20 protein-coding genes are annotated in these 23,050 nt (G+C 71.6%); 6 read left to right on the top strand and 14 right to left on the bottom strand.

Features of this window, described 5'->3' with window-relative positions; all coding sequences use genetic code 11:
* The first annotated feature begins 15 nt into the window (after positions 1 to 15).
* The 4 genes from AC07FJ_RS03440 (at position 16) to AC07FJ_RS03425 (ending at position 4,647) form a co-directional block, all read left to right on the top strand.
* Positions 16 to 708, top strand: coding sequence for a hypothetical protein (locus tag AC07FJ_RS03440; RefSeq protein ID WP_479044750.1), 693 nt, complete (start codon positions 16 to 18; stop codon positions 706 to 708).
* 60 nt (positions 709 to 768) lie between these two features.
* A complete protein-coding gene (locus AC07FJ_RS03435) occupies positions 769 to 1,584 on the top strand; it encodes a DsbA family protein (RefSeq protein WP_479044748.1) in 816 nt (271 codons plus the stop codon).
* A gap of 99 nt (positions 1,585 to 1,683) precedes the next feature.
* Positions 1,684 to 3,351, top strand: a complete 1,668-nt coding sequence (locus AC07FJ_RS03430) for an alkaline phosphatase D family protein (RefSeq protein WP_479044746.1) — start codon at positions 1,684 to 1,686, stop codon at positions 3,349 to 3,351.
* A 297-nt stretch (positions 3,352 to 3,648) separates the two neighbouring features.
* The gene (locus AC07FJ_RS03425; RefSeq protein WP_479044744.1) at positions 3,649 to 4,647 is read left to right on the top strand and encodes a zinc metalloprotease; all 999 of its coding nucleotides are present in this window, start codon (positions 3,649 to 3,651) and stop codon (positions 4,645 to 4,647) included.
* A 76-nt stretch (positions 4,648 to 4,723) separates the two neighbouring features.
* On the opposite strand, the gene AC07FJ_RS03420 is transcribed toward AC07FJ_RS03425, so the two are convergent.
* Positions 4,724 to 5,293, bottom strand: a complete 570-nt coding sequence (locus AC07FJ_RS03420; RefSeq protein ID WP_479044743.1) for a dienelactone hydrolase family protein — start codon at positions 5,291 to 5,293, stop codon at positions 4,724 to 4,726.
* 48 nt (positions 5,294 to 5,341) lie between these two features.
* Here AC07FJ_RS03420 and AC07FJ_RS03415 point away from each other — a divergent pair, with 48 nt between their 5' ends.
* Complete coding sequence (locus tag AC07FJ_RS03415) at positions 5,342 to 6,559, top strand: mechanosensitive ion channel family protein (RefSeq protein WP_479044741.1); 1,218 nt, start codon at positions 5,342 to 5,344, stop codon at positions 6,557 to 6,559.
* 58 nt (positions 6,560 to 6,617) lie between these two features.
* On the opposite strand, the gene AC07FJ_RS03410 is transcribed toward AC07FJ_RS03415, so the two are convergent.
* The 5 genes from AC07FJ_RS03410 to AC07FJ_RS03390 all read right to left on the bottom strand — a co-directional run bounded on the left by AC07FJ_RS03410 (position 6,618) and on the right by AC07FJ_RS03390 (position 12,020).
* The gene (locus AC07FJ_RS03410; RefSeq protein WP_479044738.1) at positions 6,618 to 8,204 is read right to left on the bottom strand and encodes a Na+/H+ antiporter; all 1,587 of its coding nucleotides are present in this window, start codon (positions 8,202 to 8,204) and stop codon (positions 6,618 to 6,620) included.
* A 72-nt stretch (positions 8,205 to 8,276) separates the two neighbouring features.
* Entirely contained in the window at positions 8,277 to 8,744 is a 468-nt protein-coding gene (locus AC07FJ_RS03405; RefSeq protein ID WP_479044735.1) for a GNAT family N-acetyltransferase, read from the bottom strand.
* Complete coding sequence (locus tag AC07FJ_RS03400; protein ID WP_479044733.1) at positions 8,741 to 9,682, bottom strand: RluA family pseudouridine synthase; 942 nt, start codon at positions 9,680 to 9,682, stop codon at positions 8,741 to 8,743. The genes AC07FJ_RS03405 and AC07FJ_RS03400 overlap by 4 nt, the downstream gene beginning before the upstream one ends.
* Positions 9,683 to 9,699: 17 nt before the next feature.
* The gene (lspA, locus tag AC07FJ_RS03395; RefSeq protein WP_361414567.1) at positions 9,700 to 10,260 is read right to left on the bottom strand and encodes a signal peptidase II; all 561 of its coding nucleotides are present in this window, start codon (positions 10,258 to 10,260) and stop codon (positions 9,700 to 9,702) included.
* 59 nt (positions 10,261 to 10,319) lie between these two features.
* Entirely contained in the window at positions 10,320 to 12,020 is a 1,701-nt protein-coding gene (locus tag AC07FJ_RS03390; RefSeq protein WP_479044731.1) for a TraR/DksA family transcriptional regulator, read from the bottom strand.
* Positions 12,021 to 12,573: 553 nt separating this feature from the next.
* Here AC07FJ_RS03390 and ileS point away from each other — a divergent pair.
* Positions 12,574 to 15,705 carry an isoleucine--tRNA ligase gene (gene ileS / locus AC07FJ_RS03385; RefSeq protein ID WP_479044729.1) on the top strand — a complete coding sequence of 1,044 codons (3,132 nt, stop codon included), beginning with the start codon at positions 12,574 to 12,576 and terminating at the stop codon, positions 15,703 to 15,705.
* 188 nt (positions 15,706 to 15,893) lie between these two features.
* Here the strand turns inward: ileS and AC07FJ_RS03380 are convergent, their stop codons facing one another.
* From AC07FJ_RS03380 to murG, 8 genes are all read right to left on the bottom strand, one after another.
* A complete protein-coding gene (locus AC07FJ_RS03380) occupies positions 15,894 to 16,997 on the bottom strand; it encodes a DivIVA domain-containing protein (protein WP_468292604.1) in 1,104 nt (367 codons plus the stop codon).
* Between the two features lie 59 nt (positions 16,998 to 17,056).
* Positions 17,057 to 17,353, bottom strand: a complete 297-nt coding sequence (locus tag AC07FJ_RS03375) for a YggT family protein (RefSeq protein ID WP_468292601.1) — start codon at positions 17,351 to 17,353, stop codon at positions 17,057 to 17,059.
* Between the two features lie 68 nt (positions 17,354 to 17,421).
* Entirely contained in the window at positions 17,422 to 18,039 is a 618-nt protein-coding gene (locus AC07FJ_RS03370) for a cell division protein SepF (RefSeq protein ID WP_479044726.1), read from the bottom strand.
* 123 nt (positions 18,040 to 18,162) lie between these two features.
* The gene (locus tag AC07FJ_RS03365) at positions 18,163 to 18,882 is read right to left on the bottom strand and encodes a YggS family pyridoxal phosphate-dependent enzyme (RefSeq protein ID WP_479044723.1); all 720 of its coding nucleotides are present in this window, start codon (positions 18,880 to 18,882) and stop codon (positions 18,163 to 18,165) included.
* A gap of 6 nt (positions 18,883 to 18,888) precedes the next feature.
* Entirely contained in the window at positions 18,889 to 19,617 is a 729-nt protein-coding gene (gene pgeF, locus AC07FJ_RS03360; protein WP_479044722.1) for a peptidoglycan editing factor PgeF, read from the bottom strand.
* Positions 19,618 to 19,626: 9 nt separating this feature from the next.
* Complete coding sequence (gene ftsZ, locus AC07FJ_RS03355; protein ID WP_479044720.1) at positions 19,627 to 20,847, bottom strand: cell division protein FtsZ; 1,221 nt, start codon at positions 20,845 to 20,847, stop codon at positions 19,627 to 19,629.
* A gap of 278 nt (positions 20,848 to 21,125) precedes the next feature.
* The gene (locus AC07FJ_RS03350; protein ID WP_361414552.1) at positions 21,126 to 21,929 is read right to left on the bottom strand and encodes a cell division protein FtsQ/DivIB; all 804 of its coding nucleotides are present in this window, start codon (positions 21,927 to 21,929) and stop codon (positions 21,126 to 21,128) included.
* A 22-nt stretch (positions 21,930 to 21,951) separates the two neighbouring features.
* Positions 21,952 to 23,046, bottom strand: coding sequence for an undecaprenyldiphospho-muramoylpentapeptide beta-N-acetylglucosaminyltransferase (gene murG / locus AC07FJ_RS03345; RefSeq protein ID WP_361414550.1), 1,095 nt, complete (start codon positions 23,044 to 23,046; stop codon positions 21,952 to 21,954).
* Positions 23,047 to 23,050: the final 4 nt, after the last annotated feature.

Genomic DNA, 23,050 nt, shown 5'->3' with positions numbered 1-23,050 from the left:
CACACTCGTGCGGCGATGGAAGACATATCCGGGACCCGGCTCAGGTGGCTGCGGGCGGCGCTCTTCACGGCACTCGTCGTGACGCTGTCCGTGGCCTCCCACGTGCTGCTGTCCGGGGTGCCGCTGCCCCTGACGACCGTCGCCGTCGTCGCCGCCGGGGTCCTCGCCGTCGCGTACGCGCTCGCGGGCGAGGCGGAGCGCGGCTTCCGGCGCATCGCGGGGCTGCTGGTCCCGCTGGAGCTCGCCGCCGACACCGTCTTCACCTCCGGTCAGCACGCCTGTTACGGGCCGTCCGGCGGGCCCGTGGCGGGCGCCCTGCGCTCGGTGGGCGTCGACGTGCTGTGCGGGGGCGGCGGGGTGGGGACCCCGCTGCCCGGCGTGGCCGCCCCGGCCGGCGGCACGGCCACCCTGCTGCACTCCCCCGACCCGGCCCTGCCCTGGCTGCTGCTCGCCGCGCACGTCTCGGTCGGGCTGGTCGCCGCGGCCTGGCTGCGGCGCGGTGAGAGCGCGCTGGCCGGGCTGGTGCGGGCGGTGGCCGCCTTCGCGTTCCGGCCGCTGCTGGTCGCGGTCGCCGCGGTGCGCACGCGCGGGCGGGGCGTACGGCGGGGCCCGCGGCCCGCGGAGCGGCCGGTCCCGGCCCGGCACCGGCTTCTCGTGCACTGCGTGGGACGGCGTGGACCGCCGCTCCGCCCGGCGCTCACCGCCTGAGCGGAACCGAGCGGAACAGTCCACCCCGAGAAGCACCCCACCACACGGAGAAGTACGACCATGAGTGCACGCAACAGCCAGGCCAACAAGGCGGCGGCCCGCGAGCGGCTGCGCCAGGAGCGCGAGCGCCAGGCGAAGAAGGAGAAGGTCCGCCGGCAGGTCACCGTCGCCGTCTCGGCCGTCGCCGTCCTGGCGGTGGCCGGCGGCATCGGTTACGCCGTCGTGCAGGCGAACAAGCCCTCCCACTGGGAGGCCGTGAAGGACGCCAAGAACGTCACGGCACCGAAGAACACCACGGGGGACGACGGCACCACCGTCGTCGTCGGCAAGGCCACCGCCAAGAAGACGCTGGAGCTGTACGAGGACTCCCGCTGCCCGGTCTGCGCCGTCTTCGAGCAACAGGTCGGCGAGACGATCGAGAAGGACGTCGCGGCGGGCAAGTACAAGGTCCGGTACGTGGGCGCCACCTTCATCGACAACTCCGACCAGGGTGAGGGCTCCAAGAACGCCCTCTCTGCGCTGGGCGCCGCCCTGAACGTCAGCCCCGAGGCGTTCCTGGACTACAAGGCGGCCCTCTACTCCGTGAAGTTCCACCCGGAGGAGTCGCAGGACAAGTTCGCCGACGACTCGTACCTCCTGAAGATCGCGGACACGGTGCCCGCGCTGAAGAACAACGCCGCCTTCAAGAAGGACGTGGAGAGCGGCACCTTCGACGCGTGGGCGATGAAGATGTCCGCGGCCTTCGACAAGAGCGGTGTCCGGGGCACGCCGACGCTGAAGATGGACGGCAAGACGGTCACCGACGCGGACGGTGAGGGAGCGCCGATGACGGCGAGCGAGTTCACCACCGCCGTGGACAAGGCCCTCAAGGGCTGAGCCGGCGGGCCCATCGGGTACGTCTTTCGGCCAACGGGCGGGTGAACTCATGGGAGTTCACCCGCCCGTTGGCTCTACCGGTCAGTAATCTGATCGGCCGTGACCAGTCGACACGCATCCGCATCCGTCCCCGCATCCATCCCCCGTCCCAGCCGCCGCACGGTCGTCAAGGCCGCCGCCGCCACCGCCGTGGCCGCCCCCGTGCTGGCGCCCGGCACGTCCGCCGCCGCGGACACCGCGTCTCCCGTCTTCCACCACGGTGTGGCCTCCGGCGACCCGCTCCCGGACGGCGTCCTGCTGTGGACGCGCGTCACGCCGTCCCCGGACGCCCTCCCAGGGTCCGGCAAGGGCCCGGACGCGGAGGTGAGATGGGAGGTGGCCGAGGACCGGGCCTTCACGGGCGTCGTCGCCCGGGGCACGGTCACGGCCACCGCCGCCACCGACCACACCGTGAAGGTCGACGTAAGGGGCCTGCGCCAGGCGACCGCCTATTACTTCCGCTTCACCACGGGTGCCGTGGTCTCGCCCGTCGGCCGCACCCGCACCGCCCCGGCCCCCGACGCCGCCGCGCCGGGCATCCGGTTCGGCGTGGTCTCCTGCGCCAACTGGGAGGCGGGCCACTTCGCCGCGTACCGCCATCTCGCGGACCGCGCCGACCTGGACGCGGTGCTCCACCTCGGCGACTACATCTACGAGTACGCCTCCGGCGCCTACCCGGCCCTGGAGAAGGTCGTACGGCCCCACGAGCCCCGGCACGAGATCGTCACGCTGGCGGACTACCGGCTGCGGCACGCCACGTACAAGAGCGACGCCCACCTCCAGGCGCTGCACGCCGCGCACCCGCTGATCGCGATATGGGACGACCACGAGTTCGCCAACGACGCCTGGCCGGGCGGCGCCGAGAACCACACGCCGGAGACGGAGGGCGCCTGGGCGGCGCGTGTGGCGGCCGCGAAGCAGGCGTACTTCGAGTGGATGCCCGTCCGCGCCTCCACGGAGGGCACGGTCTACCGCCGGCTGCGGTTCGGCAAGCTGGCCGACCTGCACCTGCTCGATCTGCGCTCGTTCCGCTCCCAGCAGGCGTCCCACGGCAGCGGGAAGGTCGACGACCCGGACCGTACGATCACGGGCCGCGCCCAGCTGGACTGGCTGAAGTCGGGTCTGGCCGCGTCCGACACCGCCTGGCGGCTGGTCGGCACCTCCGTCATGATCTCGCCGGTCGCCTTCGGGGCCCTGCCGGCCCATCTGCTGGAGCCCGTCGCGGAGTTGCTGGGCCTGGCCAAGGGCGGTCTCGCGATCAACGTGGACCAGTGGGACGGGTACACGGACGACCGCAGGGAGCTGCTCGCGCACCTGACGGACCGGTCCATCCGCAACACCGTGTTCCTCACCGGGGACATCCACATGGCGTGGGCGAACGACGTGCCGGTGACGGCGGCGACGTACCCGCTGTCGCGGTCGGCGGCGACTGAGTTCGTCGTGACCTCGGTGACGTCGGACAACCTGGACGACATCCTGCGGGTCGCGCCGGGGACGGTGTCGGTGGCCGCCGCCGGGGCGATCCGGGCGGCCAACCGCCATGTGAAGTGGGTCGACATGGACCACCACGGCTTCGGTGTGCTGGACGTGACCGCCGAGCGCACGCAGATGGACTACTACGTCCTCTCGGACCGTACGAAACCGGACGCCACGGCGGCCTGGACGCGGTCGTACCTGACGCGGAGTGGAACGCAGAAGGTCGAGCGGGTGTACTCCCCCGTACGCTGAGCGGACCTCGATGGTCGATTTTCGGCCAACCAGCCGCGTGTTAACGGGAGATCACACGGCCGTCGCGGGTGGTGCGTTCCGGGAGATCGAATCCGGACACACCATCCGCTCTCGGTGGCGCGTTCGTTACGTGCGTGTCTCAACACCCGGAACGGACCGAAGCTTTTCTCCCCGATGTCTTCATTTACTCAACGATTGATTGGGCTTGTTCGATGCTCATCAAGATCTGACATGGCCCCGTAATCTCCCCGCGGTGGCGAGGAAGGCCCTCTCCACAACCCCCCGCGAGGAGTCACCATGCGTGCTCTTGCCCGAATATCTCCGCGTCTGCACCGTCGTGCCCTCGGTACGGCGGTGATGGCCGGAACCCTGGCCCTCTTCCCGCTCTCCACCCCGACGGGCGCCCTGGCCGCCAAGGCACCCGCCGCGGACCGGGTCTCGGCCGAGGAGTGCGAGGAGGGTACGGGCGTGAGCACGACCGCCCGCGAGCTCCCGGGCGCCTCCCACGCCCACGAGCCCAACGAGGTCACCGACGCCAAGGCCAAGGCCATGGACGCGGACCTGAAGAAGAGACTCGAATCCGTGCGGGCGAGCGGCGCCGCGGGCCTCACCGCCACCGCCACCACCATCCCGGTGTACTTCCACGTCATCCACGACGGCGACACCGGCAAGCTCAGCACGACGGCCATCAACCAGCAGATGGCCGTCCTCAACTCCGCCTTCGGCGGCCAGGGCACCGGCAACACCGACTCCGGCTTCCAGTTCACGCTGGCCGGCACGGACTACACGGACAACGCCGCCTGGTACAACCTGAGCTCCGGCTCCGCCGAGGAGAAGGCGATGAAGTCGGCCCTCCGCAAGGGCGGGGCGAACGCGCTCAACTTCTACACCGCCAACCTCGGCGGCGGGCTGCTCGGCTGGGCCACGTTCCCGTCCTCCTACAAGTCCAACCCGACCATGGACGGCGTCGTGGTGCTCGACGCCTCCCTGCCGGGCGGCGCGGCCACCAACTACGACCAGGGCGACACCGGCACCCACGAGGTCGGCCACTGGATGGGGCTGTACCACACCTTCCAGGGCGGCTGTAACGGCAACGGCGACTACGTCTCCGACACCCCGGCCGAGAAGAGCCCGGCGTACGAGTGCCCGACGGGACGCGACAGCTGCGCCAGCAAGACGGGTGTTGACCCGGTTCACAACTTCATGGACTACACGTACGACGCCTGCATGTACCAGTTCACGGCGGGCCAGGTGCAGCGCATGAAGGACCACTGGACGGCGTACCGCACCGTCTGACGGGAGGCCGCCCGTCTCCCGTGTGGGGCACGGTGCCGCGAGTTACGCGGCACCGTGCCCCACGCGCGTGGAGCCCCTACAGGCTCTCCAGGAAGCCCAGAGCGATCTGCCAGGTCCGCTCGGCGGCGTCCTCGTCGTAGTCCGGCAGGTCCGGGTCCAGGTACAGGTGTCCGGCCCCCGGATAGCGGTAGACCTCCACATCCGCCCCGGCCCGCCGCATCCGCAGGTACCAGGCGTTCAGCCAGTCGTCCGGCTCGAAGGGGTCGGGGTCGGCGACGTGCAGCTGGACCGGCAGGTCGTCCACGGACGCGACCTCCGCGAGGTCGGACGTGCCGTGGAACAGCAGCAGCCCGCGCGCCTTCTCGTCACCGAGCGCCAGGGTCTGGGCGATCGACGCGCCCATCGAGAACCCGGCGTACACCAGACCTCGCTCCGAGTAGGCCGCCGCGGCCAGGATCGCGCGCTTGAGCAGCGCCTCCTGGCCGATCCGGTCCTTGATCGCCATGCCTTCCTCGACCGTGCCGGCGGTTTGGCCCTCGTAGAGGTCGGGCACGTGCACGTGGTGCCCGGCGGCACGCAGCCGGTCGGCTGCGGCGTGCACGGCCGGGCGCGGACCGTAGGCCGAGTGGAAGAGCATGATGTCCATCCGGCCATCCTGCCAGCAAGCACCGGAAAGGGTCGGAGTCCCGGATCCATGGAGAACGCGCTGCGCCCGTTGACCGTCGTCGGTGGCTCGGTGGTGCTCACGCTGGTCGTCGGCTGGCTCGTCGACCTGCTGCTGCGCCGCATCGACGCCAAGCACCCCGAGACCCCGCTGTGGGACCTGCTGCGCCGCTGCCGGATACCCGTCCAGGTCGTCCTGCTGACCGCGCTCCTGCGCGGCACGTACCGGCAGACCAAGTGGCAGGTCGTCGTCCGCCACCAGGAGGTCATGGGCCAGGTGCTCTCGCTCGTGCTGATCGGCGCGGGGGCCTGGCTGGTGGTGCGGATCGCCGCCGCCATAGTGGAGTCGAGTTACGCCCGTTACGCCTCCTCCACGCGCGACACCGCCCGGGTCCGCCGGGTCCGTACCCAGGTGACGCTCATCATGCGGATCGTCACGGCGGTGGTCGGGGTGGTGGCGGTCGCGGCGATGCTGCTGACCTTCCCCGACTTCCGGACCATCGGTACGTCGATGCTGGCCTCCGCCGGCATCATCGGCATCGTCGCCGGTGTCGCCGCCCAGTCCACCCTCGGCAACCTCTTCGCCGGGTTCCAGATCGCCTTCGGCGACATGGTGCGGATAGGCGACACGGTCGTGGTGGACGGCGAGTGGGGCGTGGTCGAGGAGGTCACGCTGACCTTCCTGGCCGTACGGACCTGGGACGAGCGCCGGATCACGATGCCCGTCTCGTACTTCACGAGCAAGCCCTTCGAGAACTGGTCGCGCGGCGGCGCCCAGATGACGGGCACGGTCTTCTTCCAGCTCGACCACTCGGCGCCCGTCGGGCTGATGCGCGAGAAGCTCAAGGCGATCCTGGCCGACAGCCCCGCCTGGGACGGCCGCGACTGGTCGCTGGCCGTGACGGACACCACTCCCACCACGATCCAGGTGCGCGCGGTCGTCACGGCGAAGGACGCGGACGACGTCTGGACGGTGCGCTGTGCCGTACGGGAGCAGATGATCGCCTGGCTGGTCAAGGAGCACCCGTACGCGCTGCCGCGCGTCACCACCGCGACCGCCGCGCCCGCGCCCTCCCCCGACGGCCAGTGGCGAGACGACAAGCCGCCGCGGGCCGCCGAGGTGCTCAGCAACAACGTGGACGCCTACGTCGTACGGAACGAGGAGAAGCGGCCGCCTCGGAAGCGGAAGCCCCAGCAGCAGCGGCAGCCGGAGCCGCAGCCGACCGAGCCGCGCACCGGCCGGGGCTGACCCCCACAGACCCGAGCACCGGGCCCGAGCACCGGGCCCGACGGGCCGACCGGGCGCCTCAGCGCAGGCTGTGGACGTCCAGGTGCCGCAGCACCCGGTCCACGACCTCCGGGTCCGCCCCCGGCTCGCTGCGCGCCGCCAGCACCTCGTGGCGGGCGGCCGACAGCATCTCGTGCTGGATGCGCTGCATCCGCCGGAACCGCTCGGCCCGCCGCGCCGCCGTCGACCGGCGCTCCTCGTCCACCAGGTCCGGGCTGATCCGCGCCCCCACCTCGAACGCCATCCGCTGCAACCGCTCCTGGAGCTCCTCCGGAAGCTCCTCGACCTCCGGGATCTCCTTCAGGCGCCGTTTCGCGGCCTTGGCGGCCCGGACGGCCAGCTCGCGCTCCAGCGCCCGCTCGGCGTCCGTGTCGGCCCGCACACCGAGCTTCCGGACCAGCCACGGCAGGGTGAGCCCCTGGAAGACGAGGGTGGCGATGATCACACAGAAGGCGATGAAGATGATCTCGTCCCGCCATGCGAAGGCCGCCCCCGAGTCGTCGCGCAGCGGGACGGCGAGCGCCAGGGCGACGGACGCCACGCCCCGCATGCCGGACCACCACATGACGACGGTCTCCCGCCACGTCACGGGGATCTCCTCGTCGTAGTCCCCGCCTTTGTGCAGCCTCTTGGCCAGCCAGGTGGCGGGCAGCAGCCACAGCAGCCGTACGCCGACGACGCAGGCGGCGATCGCGCCTCCCCAGCCGAGCATCTCCCCCAGCCGGTCCTCGGCCGTACCGAAGACGTTGTGCAGCTCCAGCCCGATCAGTCCGAAGGCGACGCCCGTGACGAGGACGTCGACGATCTCCCAGAAGGTCCGCCCGGCCAGGCGGCCCATCACGTCGTCCGCGTCCACGGCGTTCTCGGCCAGGTAGAGGGCGGTGACCAGGACGGCGAGGACGCCGGAGCCGAGCAGTTCCTCGGCGAGGACGTAACTCACGAACGGCACCAGCAACGTGAGACCGGTCTGCAGGGTCGGCTCGCCGAGCATGCCCATCAGCCGGTTCGACAGCCAGCCCAGCGCGAGCCCGACGGCGACGGCGACCACCGCGGAGAGCACCAGCTGCCCGGCGGCGCGCGGCCAGGAGAACGTTCCGCCGACCGCCGCCCCGATCGCCACGTGGTACAGCACGATCGCGGTGACGTCGTTGAACAGTCCCTCGCCCTCCAGGATCGACACCAGCCGGCGCGGCAGGCCCAGGGAGCCCGCGACGGCGGTCGCGGCGACCGGGTCCGGGGGCGCCACGAGGGCGCCGAGCACCACGGCCGCGGCGAGCGGCAGCCCCGGTACGACAGCGCTGGCGACGGCGGCGACGGCCGCCGTGGTCACGAAGACCAGCGCGACGGCGAGCAGGAAGATGGGCCGCTTGTTGGCGGCGAACTGGCTCCAGGAGGTGCGCTGGACGGCCGCGTACAGCAAGGGCGGCAGGACGAGGGGGAGGATGTAGTCGGGCGGGATGTCGACGTTCGGTACGAAGGGGAGGAGGGCGAGCACCATCCCCGCGAGCGTCATCAGCACCGGCGCGGGCAGCCGCAGCCGCTCCCCCAGGGGGACGGTCACCACCGCCCCGAGCAGCAGCACGAGCAGCAGAGCCAGCTGGTCCACGGGGCGCCCTCCACCCGGTCGGGCCGATCAGACGATCATCAACCCTGCCAGCCTGCCACGAGCGCGGTCGGCTCAGAGCGTCCGACGCATCGCCAGGTGCGGTATGCCCGCGTCATGGAACTCGGCGCCGTACGCCGCGTACCCGAGCCGCTCGTAGAAGGCGAGCGCCTGCGTCTGGGCGTGCAGGTCCACGGCGGTCAGGCCGCGCGCGCGTGCCGCGTCCTCGATGGCGCGCACCAGCGCCACCCCCACGCCGAGGCCGCGCGAACTCTTCGCCACCGCCAGCCGGCCCAGCGAGCCGACGCCCTCGGCGCCGCCCGTCTTGCCGGCCGCGTCCGGCCCGTACAGCAGCCGGCCGGTCCCGAGGGCGGTTCCGTCGGCGCGGCGGACGGCCAGTACGTGCACCGCGGTCGCGTCGTACGCGTCGTACTCGATCTCCTCCGGGACGCCCTGCTCGACGACGAACACCTCGCGGCGCACGGCGAAGCCCGCCGCGCGGTCCTCGTCGGTCACGGCCTCCCTCACCAGGAAGGGGCTCACGCGCTCTCCGCGGCGATCGCGTCGAGGGCGTGCTGGAGGTCCGCCGGGTAGGTGCTCTCGAACTCGACCCAGCGGCCGTCCGCCGGGTGCTCGAAGCCGAGCCGGACGGCGTGCAGCCACTGCCGGGTCAGCTTGAGGCGCTTGGCGAGCGTCGGGTCGGCGCCGTACGTCAGGTCGCCGACGCAGGGGTGGCGGTGGGCCGACATGTGGACGCGGATCTGGTGGGTGCGGCCCGTCTCCAGCTTGATGTCCAGGAGGGACGCCGCGCGGTACGCCTCGATCAGGTCGTAGTGCGTCACGGAGGGCTTGCCCTCGGCGGTGACGGCCCACTTGTAGTCGTGGTTCGGGTGGCGCCCGATGGGCGCGTCGATCGTGCCGCTCAGCGGGTCCGGGTGGCCCTGGACGAGCGCGTGGTAGCGCTTGTCGACCGTGCGCTCCCGGAACTGCGCCTTGAGGAGGGTGTACGCCCGCTCCGACTTGGCCACGACCATGAGCCCGGACGTGCCGACGTCGAGGCGGTGCACGATGCCCTGCCGCTCCGCCGCGCCGGACGTCGAGATGCGGTACCCGGCCGCCGCGAGGCCGCCGATCACGGTGGTGCCGGTCCAGCCGGGGCTCGGGTGCGCGGCCACCCCGACCGGCTTCACGATGACGACGATGTCGTCGTCGTCGTGGACGATCTCCATGCCCTCGACGGGCTCCGCGACGATCTGTACGGGCGCGGGGGCGGCCGGCATCTCGACCTCCAGCCACGCGCCGCCGCTCACCCGCTCGGACTTGCCGACGACGGCGCCGTCGACGAGCACCTTCCCGGAGGCGGCGAGCTCGGCCGCCTTCGTGCGGGAAAACCCGAACATACGGGCGATGGCGGCGTCGACGCGCTCGCCCTCAAGGCCATCGGGAACGGGCAGCGTACGGATCTCGGGAATCGTGCTCACCCGTCGAGTATGCCTTGTCAGTCCTTGTGGACGGTCCCGTCGGGGTCCAGGCCCCGGAACGACAGGATGACGATCAGGAACCCTCCGCACACGATCGCCGTGTCGGCGAGGTTGAAGACGGCGAAGTGCGCGGGGGCGATGAAGTCCACCACCGCGCCCCGGAACACACCCGGCGAGCGGAAGATCCGGTCGGTGAGGTTGCCCAGCGCGCCGCCGAGCAGCAGGCCGAGCGCGAGGGCCCACGGCAGGCTGTACAGCTTGCGCGCCAGGCGGATGATCACCACGATCACCGTCGCCGCGATGACCGTGAAGATCACGGTGAAGGCCTCACCCATCCCGAACGCGGCGCCCGGGTTCCGTACCGCCCGGAACGTCAGCAGCTCCCCGATCACCTCGATCGGCTCGTGGTGCTCCAGCTTGGCCACCACGAGCATCTTCGTGCCGAGGTCCAGCAGGTAGGCCACCAGGGCCACGGCGAACAGCGCGACGATCCTGCGCCCGCCCTTGGGCTGCTCGGCGGGCGCCGCAGCCTCGTCGTCCACATCCGGCGTACCGATGATGCGCTCCGCCTCTGCCACGTGAGTCCCTCAACCTAGGTGCCTGACTGACCACGAGGGTACGGCACACACCTACGGCTTCAGCCTCGCCGTTCCTGCTTCTGCTTGTCCTCCACGCACAGGGTGGCCCGCGGGAACGCCTGCATGCGCGCCTTGCCGATCGGCTTGCCGCACACCTCGCACAGACCGTACGTTCCCGCGTCGAGCCGCTGCAGCGCGTGCTCGGTCTGTTCCAGGGTGGCGCGCGCGTTCGCGGCGAGGGCCATCTCGTGCTCGCGCGTGATGTTCTTGGTGCCGGTGTCGGCCTCGTCGTGGCCGGCGCCGTCCCCGGAGTCCCGCATCAGCCCGGACAGGGCCTCCTCGGAGGCCGCGATCTCGGCCTGGAGCCGCGCGACCTCGCCCTCCAGCTCGGCCCGCGCCTCCGCGACCTCCTCGGGGCTCCAGGGCTCCTCACCGGGCCGTACGGCCAACTCCTCGGGCGCCGCCTCGGCGACACCCCGGGCCGGCGGCACCGGCTTCGCGGTCTTCGCCGTGGTCACGTCCGCGATCTTCTTCGCTGCCACCGTCCTGGCTCCCGTCTTCTCCGCGGCCTGCGCCGCCCCCTCGGCCGCGGCTGCGGCCTTACCGGCGGCCGCCTTGGCCGCCCGCTTCTTCCCGCCCGCCGTCCCGGCCGGCGCCTCGCTCTCAGCGCCACTCCTACCCGCCGGCGCCGCCTCTGCCCCGCCACCCGGCGTCTCCACGGCAGCGGCCTTGGCGGCGGCTTCGGTGGCGGGCGCCTTCTTGGTGGCCGTCTTGTGGACGGCGGCCTTCTTGGCGGGTGCCTTTCCGGCGGGTTCGGCGGGTGCTTGCCCGGCGCCTGCCGTTCCGGCGTGCGCGCGCTCGGCCGCCGCCTGCGGTGCGGTCGCTCCCTTGGCGGCCGGCTCGCGGCCGGCGGCCTTCTTGGCAGACGCCTTCTTGGTGGCCGCCTTTTTGGTGGCCGCCTTCTCGACAGGCGCGACCTCAGGGCCCGGCTCCTGGACGGCCGCCTTCTTGGCGGTCGTCCGCTTGGCGGGCGCCTTCTCAGCCGACGCCTCAGAGCCCGGCTCTTGGACGGCTGACTTCTTTCCAGGCGTCTTCTTGGCAGGCGCCTTCTCAGCCGGCGCCTCGGGGCCCGGCTCCTGGACCGCGGCCTTCTTGGCGGTCGTCCGCTTGGCAGGCGCCTTCTTGGTGTGCGCCTCACCGGCGGCCGGCTCGTGGGCGGCGGTCTTCTTGGCAGGTGTCTTCTTGGCGGCCGCCTTCTTGGCAGGTACTTCCTCCGCGGCCGGGTCCTTGGCGGCCGACTTCTTCGCCACCGTCTTCTTGGCGGGCTTCTTCTCCCCGACCGCCTCCGCCAGCGCGTCGCCGTGGGTGATCTTCCGGACAGGCTCCTTCTTGGCGACGGCCTTCCTCGGCGCCGCCTCCTTGGCGGGTGCCTGCGAGGCGGCCGGCTTCTTCGCCGCCGACTTCTTCACAGGCTTGTCCGCGCCGGCCTCCAGCGCGTCGCCCTGGGTGACCTTCCCGGCGGGCGCCTTCTTGGCGGACTTCGCGGATTTCTCGGACTTCGCGGATTTCTCGGACTTCGCGAACTTCGCCGACGGCGGCTCCGCGACCGGGCCCGCGGCCTCCTTCGCCGCGCTCCCGGGCGTCCCGGACTTGCCGGGCTTGCGCTCGGCGCCGGAGGCCGTGCCCCCGGCACGCGCCGGCGTCCTCGCGGTCGTCTTCTTGGCGGCCGTCTTCTTCGCGGCGGTCTTCTTCGCCACCATCTCACGGCCCCTTCACATATTGTGATCTTGCTCGCGAATCGTGCTGGGACGATAAATCGACTCCAGCCCCGCGGCAACGGGGCACGCCGCCGGTTCCGATCGCCCCATGCCCACGGCAAGACAACCTGCATCCGTTGTGCCCAGCTCGCCGCGGCGTAATCAGGCCACCGACCGGCGCCACCGGCCCGGGTACGAGGGTGTGGCATTCGGGTCAGTCCGGGCCCCGCCGAAAACCGGTCGGCCCCTCCCCCGGCGGGCCCTTACACTGGGCGGAGCGAAAGGCGTGGATGGGGACGAGTAGCGTCGTACGCAGCCATGAGCGACCCGGGGACGGTGAGAGCCCGGGGGCGAGCCCGATGTGAAGCATCACCCCGGAGCCGCCGGAAGAACGCCCTCGGGAGACCGCGGGGCCAGTAGACCCGGCATCGCGACCCGAATGAGGGGGCTCAGGACGCCCAGCCGGGCGCCCGGGGCCAAGGAGGGTGGTACCGCGGGAGCACGCACGCGCTCTCGTCCCTCCGACGGAACGAGCAACAGTCCGCCGGAGGATCCGATGTCGCAGTACCGCCAGGTACCCGCCCAGGTCGACCTGCCCGCCCTCGAGCACGCCGTGCTCGATTTCTGGCGCGAGCACAAGGTCTTCGCCAAGAGCCTCGAGCAGTCCGAGGGCCGCCCGGAGTGGGTCTTCTACGAGGGCCCGCCCACCGCCAACGGCATGCCCGGCGCCCACCACATCGAGGCCCGCGTCTTCAAGGACGTCTTCCCGCGCTTCCGCACCATGCGCGGCTACCACGTCGCCCGCAAGGCCGGCTGGGACTGCCACGGCCTGCCGGTCGAGCTCGCCGTCGAGAAGGAGCTCGGCTTCTCCGGCAAGAAGGACATCGAGGCGTACGGCATCGCCGAGTTCAACGCCAAGTGCCGCGAGTCGGTGACCCGCCACACGGACGCGTTCGCCGAGCTGACGACCCGGATGGGCTACTGGGTCGACCTGGACGACGCGTACCGCACCATGGACCCGGAGTACGTCCAGTCCGTCTGGTGGTCCCTGAAGGAGATCTTCGACAAGGGCCTGCTGGTCCAGGACCACCGGGTCGCCCCCTGGTGCCCCCGCTGCGGCACGGGCCTGTCCGACCACGAGCTGGCGCAGGGGTACGAGACGGTCGTCGACCCGTCCGTCTTCGTGCGCTTCCCGCTGACCTCCGGCCCCCTCGCGGGCGAGGCGGCCCTCCTGGTCTGGACGACGACCCCGTGGACCCTGGTGTCCAACACCGCCGTCGCCGCCCACCCCGAGGTCACGTACGTCGTCGCCACCAACGGCGAGGAGAAGCTGGTCGTGGCCCAGCCCCTGCTGGAGAAGGCCCTCGGGGAGGGCTGGGAGGCCACCGGCCAGACCTTCACCGGCGCCGAGATGGAGCGCTGGACCTACGAGCGCCCCTTCACCCTCGTGGACTTCCCGGAAGCGGCCCACTTCGTCGTCAACGCCGACTACGTCACCACCGAGGACGGTACGGGTCTGGTCCACCAGGCGCCCGCCTTCGGTGAGGACGACCTGAAGGTCTGCCGCGCGTACGGCCTGCCCGTGGTGAACCCGGTCCGCCCCGACGGCACCTTCGAGGAGGACCTCGACCTCGTCGGCGGCCAGTTCTTCAAGAAGGCCGACGAGGCCCTGACGGCCGACCTCCAGGCCCGCGGCCTGCTCTTCAAGCACATCGCGTACGAGCACAGCTACCCGCACTGCTGGCGCTGCCACACGGCGCTGCTCTACTACGCGCAGCCGTCCTGGTACATCCGTACGACCGCCGTCAAGGACCGGCTCCTGGAGGAGAACGAGAACACCAACTGGTTCCCGGACTCCGTCAAGCACGGCCGCTTCGGCGACTGGCTGAACAACAACATCGACTGGGCCCTGTCCCGCAACCGCTACTGGGGCACCCCGCTGCCCATCTGGCGCTGCGAGGAGAACCACCTCACGTGTGTCGGCTCCCTCGCCGAGCTGACCGAGCTGACGGGCACGGACCAGTCCTCCCTGGACCCGCACCGGCCCTACATCGACGACGTCACCTTCCCCTGCCCGACCTGCCGGGAGACGGCGACCCGCGTCCCCGAGGTCATCGACGCCTGGTACGACTCGGGCTCGATGCCGTTCGCGCAGTACGGCTACCCGTACAAGAACAAGGACCTCTTCGAGAAGCGCTACCCGGCGCAGTTCATCTCGGAGGCCATCGACCAGACCCGCGGCTGGTTCTACACGCTGATGGCGGTCGGCACGCTGGTCTTCGACAAGTCGTCGTACGAGAACGTCGTCTGCCTCGGCCACATCCTCGCCGAGGACGGCCGGAAGATGTCCAAGCACCTGGGCAACATCCTCCAGCCGATCCCGCTCATGGACCAGCACGGCGCCGACGCGGTGCGCTGGTTCATGGCGGCCGGCGGTTCCCCGTGGGCCGCGCGGCGCGTGGGCCACGGCACGATCCAGGAGGTCGTCCGCAAGACGCTGCTGACCTACTGGAACACGGTGGCCTTCCAGGCCCTGTACGCGCGGACGACCGGCTGGGCGCCGTCGGCCGCCGACCCGGCCCCGGCGGACCGGCCGCTGCTGGACCGCTGGCTGCTGTCCGAGCTGCACGCCCTCGTCGACCAGGTCACGCAGGCGCTGGAGGCGTACGACACGCAGCGGGCCGGCAAGCTGCTGTCCTCCTTCGTCGACGACCTATCGAACTGGTACGTGCGCCGCTCGCGCCGCCGCTTCTGGCAGGGCGACAAGGCGGCGCTGCGGACCCTCCACGACGTCGTGGAGACCGTCACGCGCCTGATGGCCCCGCTGACCCCGTTCATCACCGAGCGGGTCTGGCAGGACCTGGTGGTGCCGGTGACGCCGGACGCGCCGGAGTCGGTCCACCTGGCCACCTGGCCGGAGCCCGACCTGTCCGCCATCGACCCCGCCCTCTCGTCCCAGATGGCGCTGGTGCGCCGCCTGGTGGAGCTGGGCCGCGCCACCCGCGCGGAGTCGGGCGTGAAGACCCGCCAGCCGCTCTCCCGGGCGCTGGTGGCGGCGGCGGGCTTCGAGGCCCTCTCCCCGGAGCTCCACGCGCAGATCACCGAGGAGCTGAACGTCTCCTCCCTCGCCTCCCTCTCCGAGGTCGGCGGCTCGCTCGTCGACACGACCGCCAAGGCGAACTTCCGCGCCCTGGGCAAGCGCTTCGGCAAGGGCGTCCAGGACGTGGCCAAGGCCATCGCGGCGACGGACGCGGCGGCGCTCTCCCTGGCCCTGCGCGGCGGCGAGGCGGCCCTGGAGGTCAACGGCGAGACGATCACCCTCACCCCCGACGAGGTGATCATCACGGAGACCCCGCGCGAGGGCTGGTCCGTCGCCTCCGACGCGGGCGCGACGGTCGCACTGGACCTGGAGATCACGCCGGAGCTGCGGCGCGCGGGCCTGGCCCGTGACGCGATCCGCCTGATCCAGGAGGCCCGCAAGAACAGCGGCCTGGACGTCGCGGACCGGATCGCCCTGCGCTGGCGTTCCACGGACGCGGAGGTCACCGAGGCGCTCACGGACCACGCGGCCCTGATCGCCGACGAGGTCCTGTGCACGGACTACGCCGCCGGGGAGGCCGACGACACCTTCGGTGCCCCGTTCACGGACGAGTCCCTGTCCCTGACGTTCCGCCTCCGCAAGGCGTAACCCGCAGGCAGACCGAAGGGGCCCGGCCACACCACGTGGCCGGGCCCCTTCCGCATGCCCGCCGCCCGCCCGGCACGCGCATGCCCGTACGGCACGCCAAAAGGGCCGGGGCCCAGGACATGTGTCCCGGGCCCCGGCCCTACAGCCTGCCGGCCGACGGCTACGCGCTCAGCGCGCGACCGCGCCCGTCAGTTGTCGTCCTCGTCGATGAGGAAGCCGCGCATCGGCGACGGCGCCTGCTGCATCGGCTGGGGCGCCTGCGGCCGCACCGGTGCCATCGGCTGGGTCATCGCCGGCGACATCTGCTGCTGGCCGCCGTACGACGGGCCACCACCCATGCCGGGGTTGCCGCCCATCGTCTGGTTGCCACCGTACGACGGGGCGCTCGCACCCGCGGACGCCATCGACGGGGACGGCGGCAGCGACGGCGCGGCGGACGGCGTACGCGGCGGGGCCAGCGAGTCGTCGGCCTGGGTCTCCAGCTGGCGCAGCTGGCTCTCCAGGTACGACTTCAGGCGGGTGCGGTACTCGCGCTCGAAGCCGCGCAGGTCCTCGACCTTGCGCTCCAGCGTGGCGCGGGCCGACTCCAGCGAGCCCATCGCGACGCGGTGCTTCTCCTGCGCGTCCCGCTCCAGGGCGTCGGCCTTGGCGCGGGCGTCGCGCTCCAGGCCCTCGGCGCGCGAGCGCGCCTCGCCGACGATCTTGTTGGCCTCGGAGCGGGCCTCCGCGATCGCCTGGTCGGCGGTCTGCTGGGCGAGGGAGAGCACGCGGGCCGCGCTGTCGCCGCCCGGGCCCTGGCCCGGCTGCGGCATCTGCGGGCCGTGACCGCCCATGGGGCCACCCATGGTGCCGCCCATCGGACCGCCCATGGGGCCGCCCTGCATCGGTCCGGGGCCCATCGGACCGCCGTGGCCGCCACCCTGCGGGCCACCGTGGCTGGGACCGGCCGGCAGCTGAGGAGCACCACCGGGCAGCTGGGGCGGACCCATCTGCGGGGGCTGCTGCTGGACCGGCGGACCCGATATCCCGGCGGGCACGGGGGCGCCGGGACCCACGGGCCGCTGGTCCTGCTGCTCCGGAGGCTTGCGCATGCCCTGCTGCTGCTGGTTCTGCGCGGCCGCGCGCGTGGCGGCGGCCAGCTTGGCGCGCAGGTCCTCGTTCTCGCGGAGCAGGCGGGTCAGCTCGGCTTCGACCTCATCGAGGAAGGCATCGACCTCGTCCTCGTCATAGCCTTCTCGGAGGCGGACGGTCGTGAACTGCTTGTTCCGCACGTCCTCGGGGGTCAGCGGCATCTCTTCTTCACCTCTACGTAGTCGTCGGCAGTCGGCAGGACCGTTATCGCTCTACACCCTCAGACCCTCATCGCGAAGTTACCCACGATGTTGAGAAGGATGTAGACGATGATCATCAGAACGAAGAAGGACAGGTCGAGTGCCACGCCCCCGAGACGCAGCGGTGGGATGAACCGCTGCAGAAGCTTCAGTGGTGGATCGGTGACAGTGTAGGTGGCCTCCAGAACGACCACCATCGCCTTGCCGGGTTGCCATGAACGGGCGAACTGGAAGACGTACGACATGACCAGTCGGAAGAACAGCAGGACGAGGAAGCACATCAGAGCGATGTAGATCACCTGCAGTGCGACGCTCATCCCGCGCTTCCCTCTCCCCTGACCATGTCCACCGACCCTTCCGGCCGGCCGTTCCCGGTGTCGTGCTCTCAGCTCTGGTTGAAGAATCCGCCCTCTGCGATGCGGGCCTTGTCCTCCGCCGTGACATCGACGTTAGCAGGCGACAACAGGAACACCTTCTGCGTCACTCGCTCAATGCTGCCATGCAGGCCGAAGACGAGACCGGCGGCAAAGTCGACAAGTCGCTTCGCATCCGTGTCATCCATCTCGGTGAGGTTCATGATCACAGGCGTGCCCTCGCGGAAGTGTTCCCCGATGGTACGGGCCTCGTTGTAGGTCCGCGGGTGCAGCGTGGTGATGCGGTACGGCTCCCGCTCGGACACGACCTTGGGCATGATCACCGGTGCGTTCTTCTCCAGGCTCGGACGTTCAGGTGTGATGGATGCCACGGGGGCGATTCGGGCGGGTCGTCCGCTTTCCGCCGGAAGCGAAACCGGTTCCCTCTGCACGGGTGCTTGCGGAACGACGCGTACCGGTTCTTCCCGCTCCACCTGGAGCGGGGGCTGCGAGTGGCGCCGCCGGTCCCGCTCGGGCTCCGGCTCCAGCTCGGGTTCGAAGTCGTCATCGGGGTCGAAGCCCCGGCCGTCGTACCCATCGTCCTCCACGAGGCCGAGGTAGACCGCCATCTTGCGCATCGCGCCGGCCATGCTCTGAGTCCTCCGCTCTGTGGTGGATCGGCAACGTCAGCTCGTGCCCGCGATCCACTGGGCCTGTCCGCTGTTCGGCGGAAATGACCATATTTTCTGCTGTGGTCCGACTTCTTCGCGACGTTACCCGAGCCGGGGTCGGTCTCCGAGTACCGCAGTCCCGATGCGCACATGTGTCGCTCCGGCCGCCACGGCGTGTTCGAGGTCCGCACTCATCCCTGCTGACACCATGTTCGCAGTCGGATGGGCGGTGCGCAGGCGGGATGAGAATTCCATCAGCCGATCGAACGCGGCGCGTTCCCGCCCGGCGTACGGGCCGGCCAGCGGCGCCACCGTCATGAGCCCGTCGATCCGCAGCCCCGGCGCGGCCGCCACCGCGTCCGCCAACTCCTCGATGCCGTCCGGCGCCACGCCGCCCCGGTCACCCCGCTCGCCCGCCTCGGCGTCGAGCGCGACCTGCACGAGGCACCCCAGTTCGCGCCCGGCGCGCTCCGCCGCACCCGCGAGTGCGCCGACGAGCTTCAACCGGTCCACGGACTGCACCACATGGGCATAACTCGCCACGGAACGGACTTTGTTGGTCTGGAGCTGACCGACGAAGTGCCAGGTCAGATCGAGATCGGCGCAGGCGGCGGCCTTGGGCGCGGCGTCCTGGTCGCGGTTCTCCGCGACGTGCCGTACGCCGAGCTCGTGCAGCAGCCGCACGTCGCTCGCCGGGTAGGTCTTGGTGACCACGATGAGGGTCACGTCCTCCCGCTTCCGGCCGGCGGCCGCGCAGGCGGCGGAGATACGTTCCTCCACCCGTGCCAGGTTCTCGGCGAGCTGGGTCTTTCGGTCCGTCATCAGGTATCAGTCCAGCCAGACATATCCGGCGAGCCGCCCGGTGGTGCGGTCGCGGCGGTACGAGTAGTGGTCGCGCGATTCGAGGGTGCAGACGTCCGACGCGCGCCGGTCGCGCACCCCCAGCGCGTCGAGCTGCGCGTGCACCCCGGCGCTCACGTCGACGGCCGGAGTGCCCCAACTCGTCTCCGAGTGCGCCTCCGGCACGACGGCGGCGACCTCGTCGCGCATGTCCGCCGGGACCTCGTAGCACCGCCCGCAGACGGCCGGACCGGTACGCGCGGTGATACGGGACGGCTCGGCGCCGAGCGCGGTCATGGCCTCCACGGCGGCCGGCACGACCTCCGCGACCAGGCCGGGGCGTCCGGCGTGGGCCGCGCCCACCACGCCCGCGACCGGGTCGGCGAGCAGGACGGGGGTGCAGTCCGCGGTGAGCACGGCGAGCGCGAGCCCGCGCCGCGCGGTGACCACGCCGTCGACGGCCGGGACGTCCCCGCCGCTCCACGGCCCCTCGACCACGGCGATGTCACGGCCGTGCACCTGGTTCATCCAGACGACGCGCTCCGGGCCGAGCCCGAGCGCCTCGGCGGCGAGCCGCCGGTTGGCCCGTACGGCCCCGGGGTCGTCGCCCACCGCGCCACCGAGGTTGAGCTCCTCGTACGGAACGGCGCTCACCCCGCCCCACCTGTCGGTGAAGGCGAAGTGCGCGCCGTTCACGATGTCGTGCTGCCCTATCACGTCACCGGGTCACTTCAGGAAGTCCGGGACGTCCAGCTCTTCGGCCGAGGTGTCCGGGTACGGGCGGGCCGGCGGCACGGCCGTCGGGCCGGTCGGCGACAGCGAGGGCTCGCTCGCGACCGGTGCCGGCTCCACCGGCGGGGCCGGCGGCTCCTCGCGCATCGGTACGCTGCCGAGCCCGCCGATGGACCGGGCGGACTCGGTCGCGCGCGGCGCCGGGGCCGGCTCCTCGCGCTTGGCGGTGGACGAGGCGCCGAGGATGTTGTCGCGCCGCGCCGGGGGCTGGCCCCCGTCGAAGCCGGCGGCGATGACGGTGACGCGCACCTCGTCGCCCAGGGCGTCGTCGATGACGGCGCCGAAGATGATGTTGGCCTCGGGGTGGGCGGCCTCGCTGACCAGCTGGGCGGCTTCGTTGATCTCGAAGAGACCGAGGTCGGAGCCGCCGGAGATGGAGAGGAGCACGCCGCGGGCGCCGTCGATGGACGCCTCCAGCAGCGGCGAGGAGATCGCCATCTCGGCGGCGGCCACCGCGCGGTCGTCGCCGCGCGCCGAGCCGATGCCCATGAGCGCCGAACCGGCCTCGGACATGACCGACTTGACGTCGGCGAAGTCGAGGTTGATGAGGCCCGGGGTGGTGATGAGGTCGGTGATGCCCTGAACACCGGAGAGCAGCACCTGGTCGGCGGACTTGAACGCGTCCAGCACGCTGACCTGGCGGTCCGAGATGGACAGCAGCCGGTCGTTCGGGATGACGATGAGGGTGTCGACCTCTTCGCGGAGCGCGGCGATGCCGTCCTCCGCCTGGTTGGCGCGGCGCCGGCCCTCGAAGGTGAACGGCCTGGTGACCACACCGATCGTCAGGGCGCCGAGCGAGCGCGCGATGTTGGCGACGACGGGTGCGCCGCCGGTGCCGGTGCCGCCGCCTTCGCCTGCGGTGACGAAGACCATGTCGGCCCCCTTGAGGACCTCCTCGATCTCCTCACGGTGGTCCTCTGCCGCCTTGCGGCCGACGTCAGGGTTGGCTCCGGCCCCGAGGCCGCGGGTCAGTTCGCGGCCGACGTCGAGCTTGACGTCGGCGTCGCTCATCAACAGTGCTTGCGCGTCCGTGTTGATGGCGATGAACTCGACGCCTTTGAGACCGACCTCGATCATTCGGTTGATGGCATTGACACCACCGCCGCCGACACCGATGACCTTGATGACTGCGAGGTAGTTCTGCGGTGCTGCCACGTCGAAGGCCTCTCGCCTCGAGTTACGTGTCGCCACTTCGCGGTGGTCTCGCGACGCGGCGACGGATGCCGATGGGACGGTCCGAAACGCCGACCCAAACCCTAACGTTGAAGTTTAGGGTTACCAGTGTCTCTGTTCGCTGGACTCTTCCGGACAGGACACTAAGTCGACAAGTGGCGCACGTTCAACGAACACGCCGAACCTCCCGTTTTTCTTTTCACCCTATGTGATCACCCATAGCGCTGACCAACCAGGGTGCTGGCCAGCGCATATGTGCGTCAACTCCGCGCTGCCGCAGGGGCTGTCGGGGCACTCACGTCGAAGTGCCCCGCTTTGGGCGCCGCCTTCATCAGTGCGAGCAGCGCACGGGCTTTCGCCTCGCCCTCCTCGCCGCTCCCCCACACCACCGTCCGGCCCCCCGTCAGCTCCAGGGTGATGGAGTCGTACGAGCGGACGCCGACGATCCGGACCTCCCGGGCGACCCGCTCCGGCAGGGCCCCCGCCACGCCGACCGCCTCCCGGATGAGCCGCTCGACCCCGAAGCGGCGCAAGCTCGGCGACTGATCCACCGTCATCCGGAGCAGCGGGACGCCCTTCGGGGCCCGCTCCACGGTGGCGTAGCGCACGCCCTCGGCGTCCACCTCGACGAACTTCACGCCCGACTCCAGCAGGAGCACCGGTTCGCGCTCGGCCACCTCCAGCACGATCTCGTCCGGCCACGACCGGACGACGTCCACCGAGCCGATCCTGGGCAGCTTGCCGCGCAGCCGCCCCTCGATCGCCTCCGCGTCGACCGAGGCGAGGGCGGACCCGAGCGGTACGGCCGCGGCCGCGCGGACCTGGTCCGGCGTCAGCACGCGCGTGCCCGAGACCGTGACCTCCCGGACGCGCAGCCATTTGGAGCCGTAGAGCACCCATACGCCGCCCGCGACGAGCGCGAGGGCGGTGATGATCACCAGCAGGGTGCGGGGCGAGGGCAGCCGCGTACGGCCGCTCCCGGGCCCCGGGCGAGGGGGCCGGGCCGACGAGGTGCCCCGGGGCCCCCGGGCTCCGCGCTGGGCGGTGGTCGTCGGTCCGGCCATGCTCCCTGCCTTCCGCGCGCCGCTACGCCTTCCGGTGTGCGGCGATCGCCTCGTAGACCATGCCGACCAGCAGCTGGTCGGCGTCCCGGCGGCCGAACTCGCCGGCGGCGCGGGACATCTCGTACAGCCGGTGCGGGTCGGAGAGCACCGGCAGGACGTTGTCCTGGACCCACGCGGGCGTCAGCTCGGCGTCGTCGACCAGCAGGCCGCCGCCCGCCTTGACCACCGGCTGGGCGTTGAGCCGCTGCTCGCCGTTGCCGATCGGCAGCGGTACGTACGCGGCCGGGAGCCCGACGGCCGACAGCTCGGCGACCGTCATCGCACCCGCGCGGCACAGCATCATGTCGGCCGCGGCGTACGCGAGGTCCATGCGGTCCACGTACGGTACCGGGACGTACGGCGGCATCCCGGGCATGTTGTCGACGTGCGGCAGTTCGTTCTTCGGGCCGACCGCGTGCAGGATCTGGATGCCGGAGCGCTGGAGCACCGGGGCGACCTGCTGGACGACCTCGTTGAGGCGGCGGGCGCCCTGCGAGCCGCCGGAGACCAGCAGCGTCGGCAGGTTCGGGTCCAGGCCGAAGGCGGCGCGCGCCTCCGGGCGGACCCGGGCGCGGTCCAGCGTGGCGATGGTGTGCCGCAGCGGGATGCCGATGTAGCGGGCGTTGCGCAGCTTGCTGTCGGGGGTGGCGACGCCGACCCCGGCCGCGTACCGCGAGCCGATCTTGTTGGCGAGGCCGGGCCGCGCGTTGGCCTCGTGGACGACGATCGGGACGCCGAGCCGCTTGGCCGCGAGGTAGCCGGGCAGGGCCACGTAGCCGCCGAAGCCGACGACGCAGTCGGCCTTGGTCCGCTCCAGGATCTGCTCGGCGGCCTTGATCGTGCCGCGCAGCCGCCCGGGCACGGTGATCAGCTCCGGCGTGGGCTTGCGCGGCAGCGGTACGGCGGGGATGAGCGCCAGCTCGTAGCCCCGCTCCGGGACGAGCCGGGTCTCCAGGCCCCGCTCCGTTCCCAGGGCCGTGATCCCCACGGTCGGGTCCTGCCTGCGCAGGGCGTCCGCGAGGGCGAGCGCGGGCTCGATGTGGCCGGCGGTCCCCCCACCGGCGAGTACGACATGCACCGAA

Source organism: Streptomyces sp. NPDC045998, from assembly GCF_056430285.1.
Note: the sequence above shows the minus strand (reverse complement) of the source record. Positions and strands in the feature narration are given on the sequence as shown.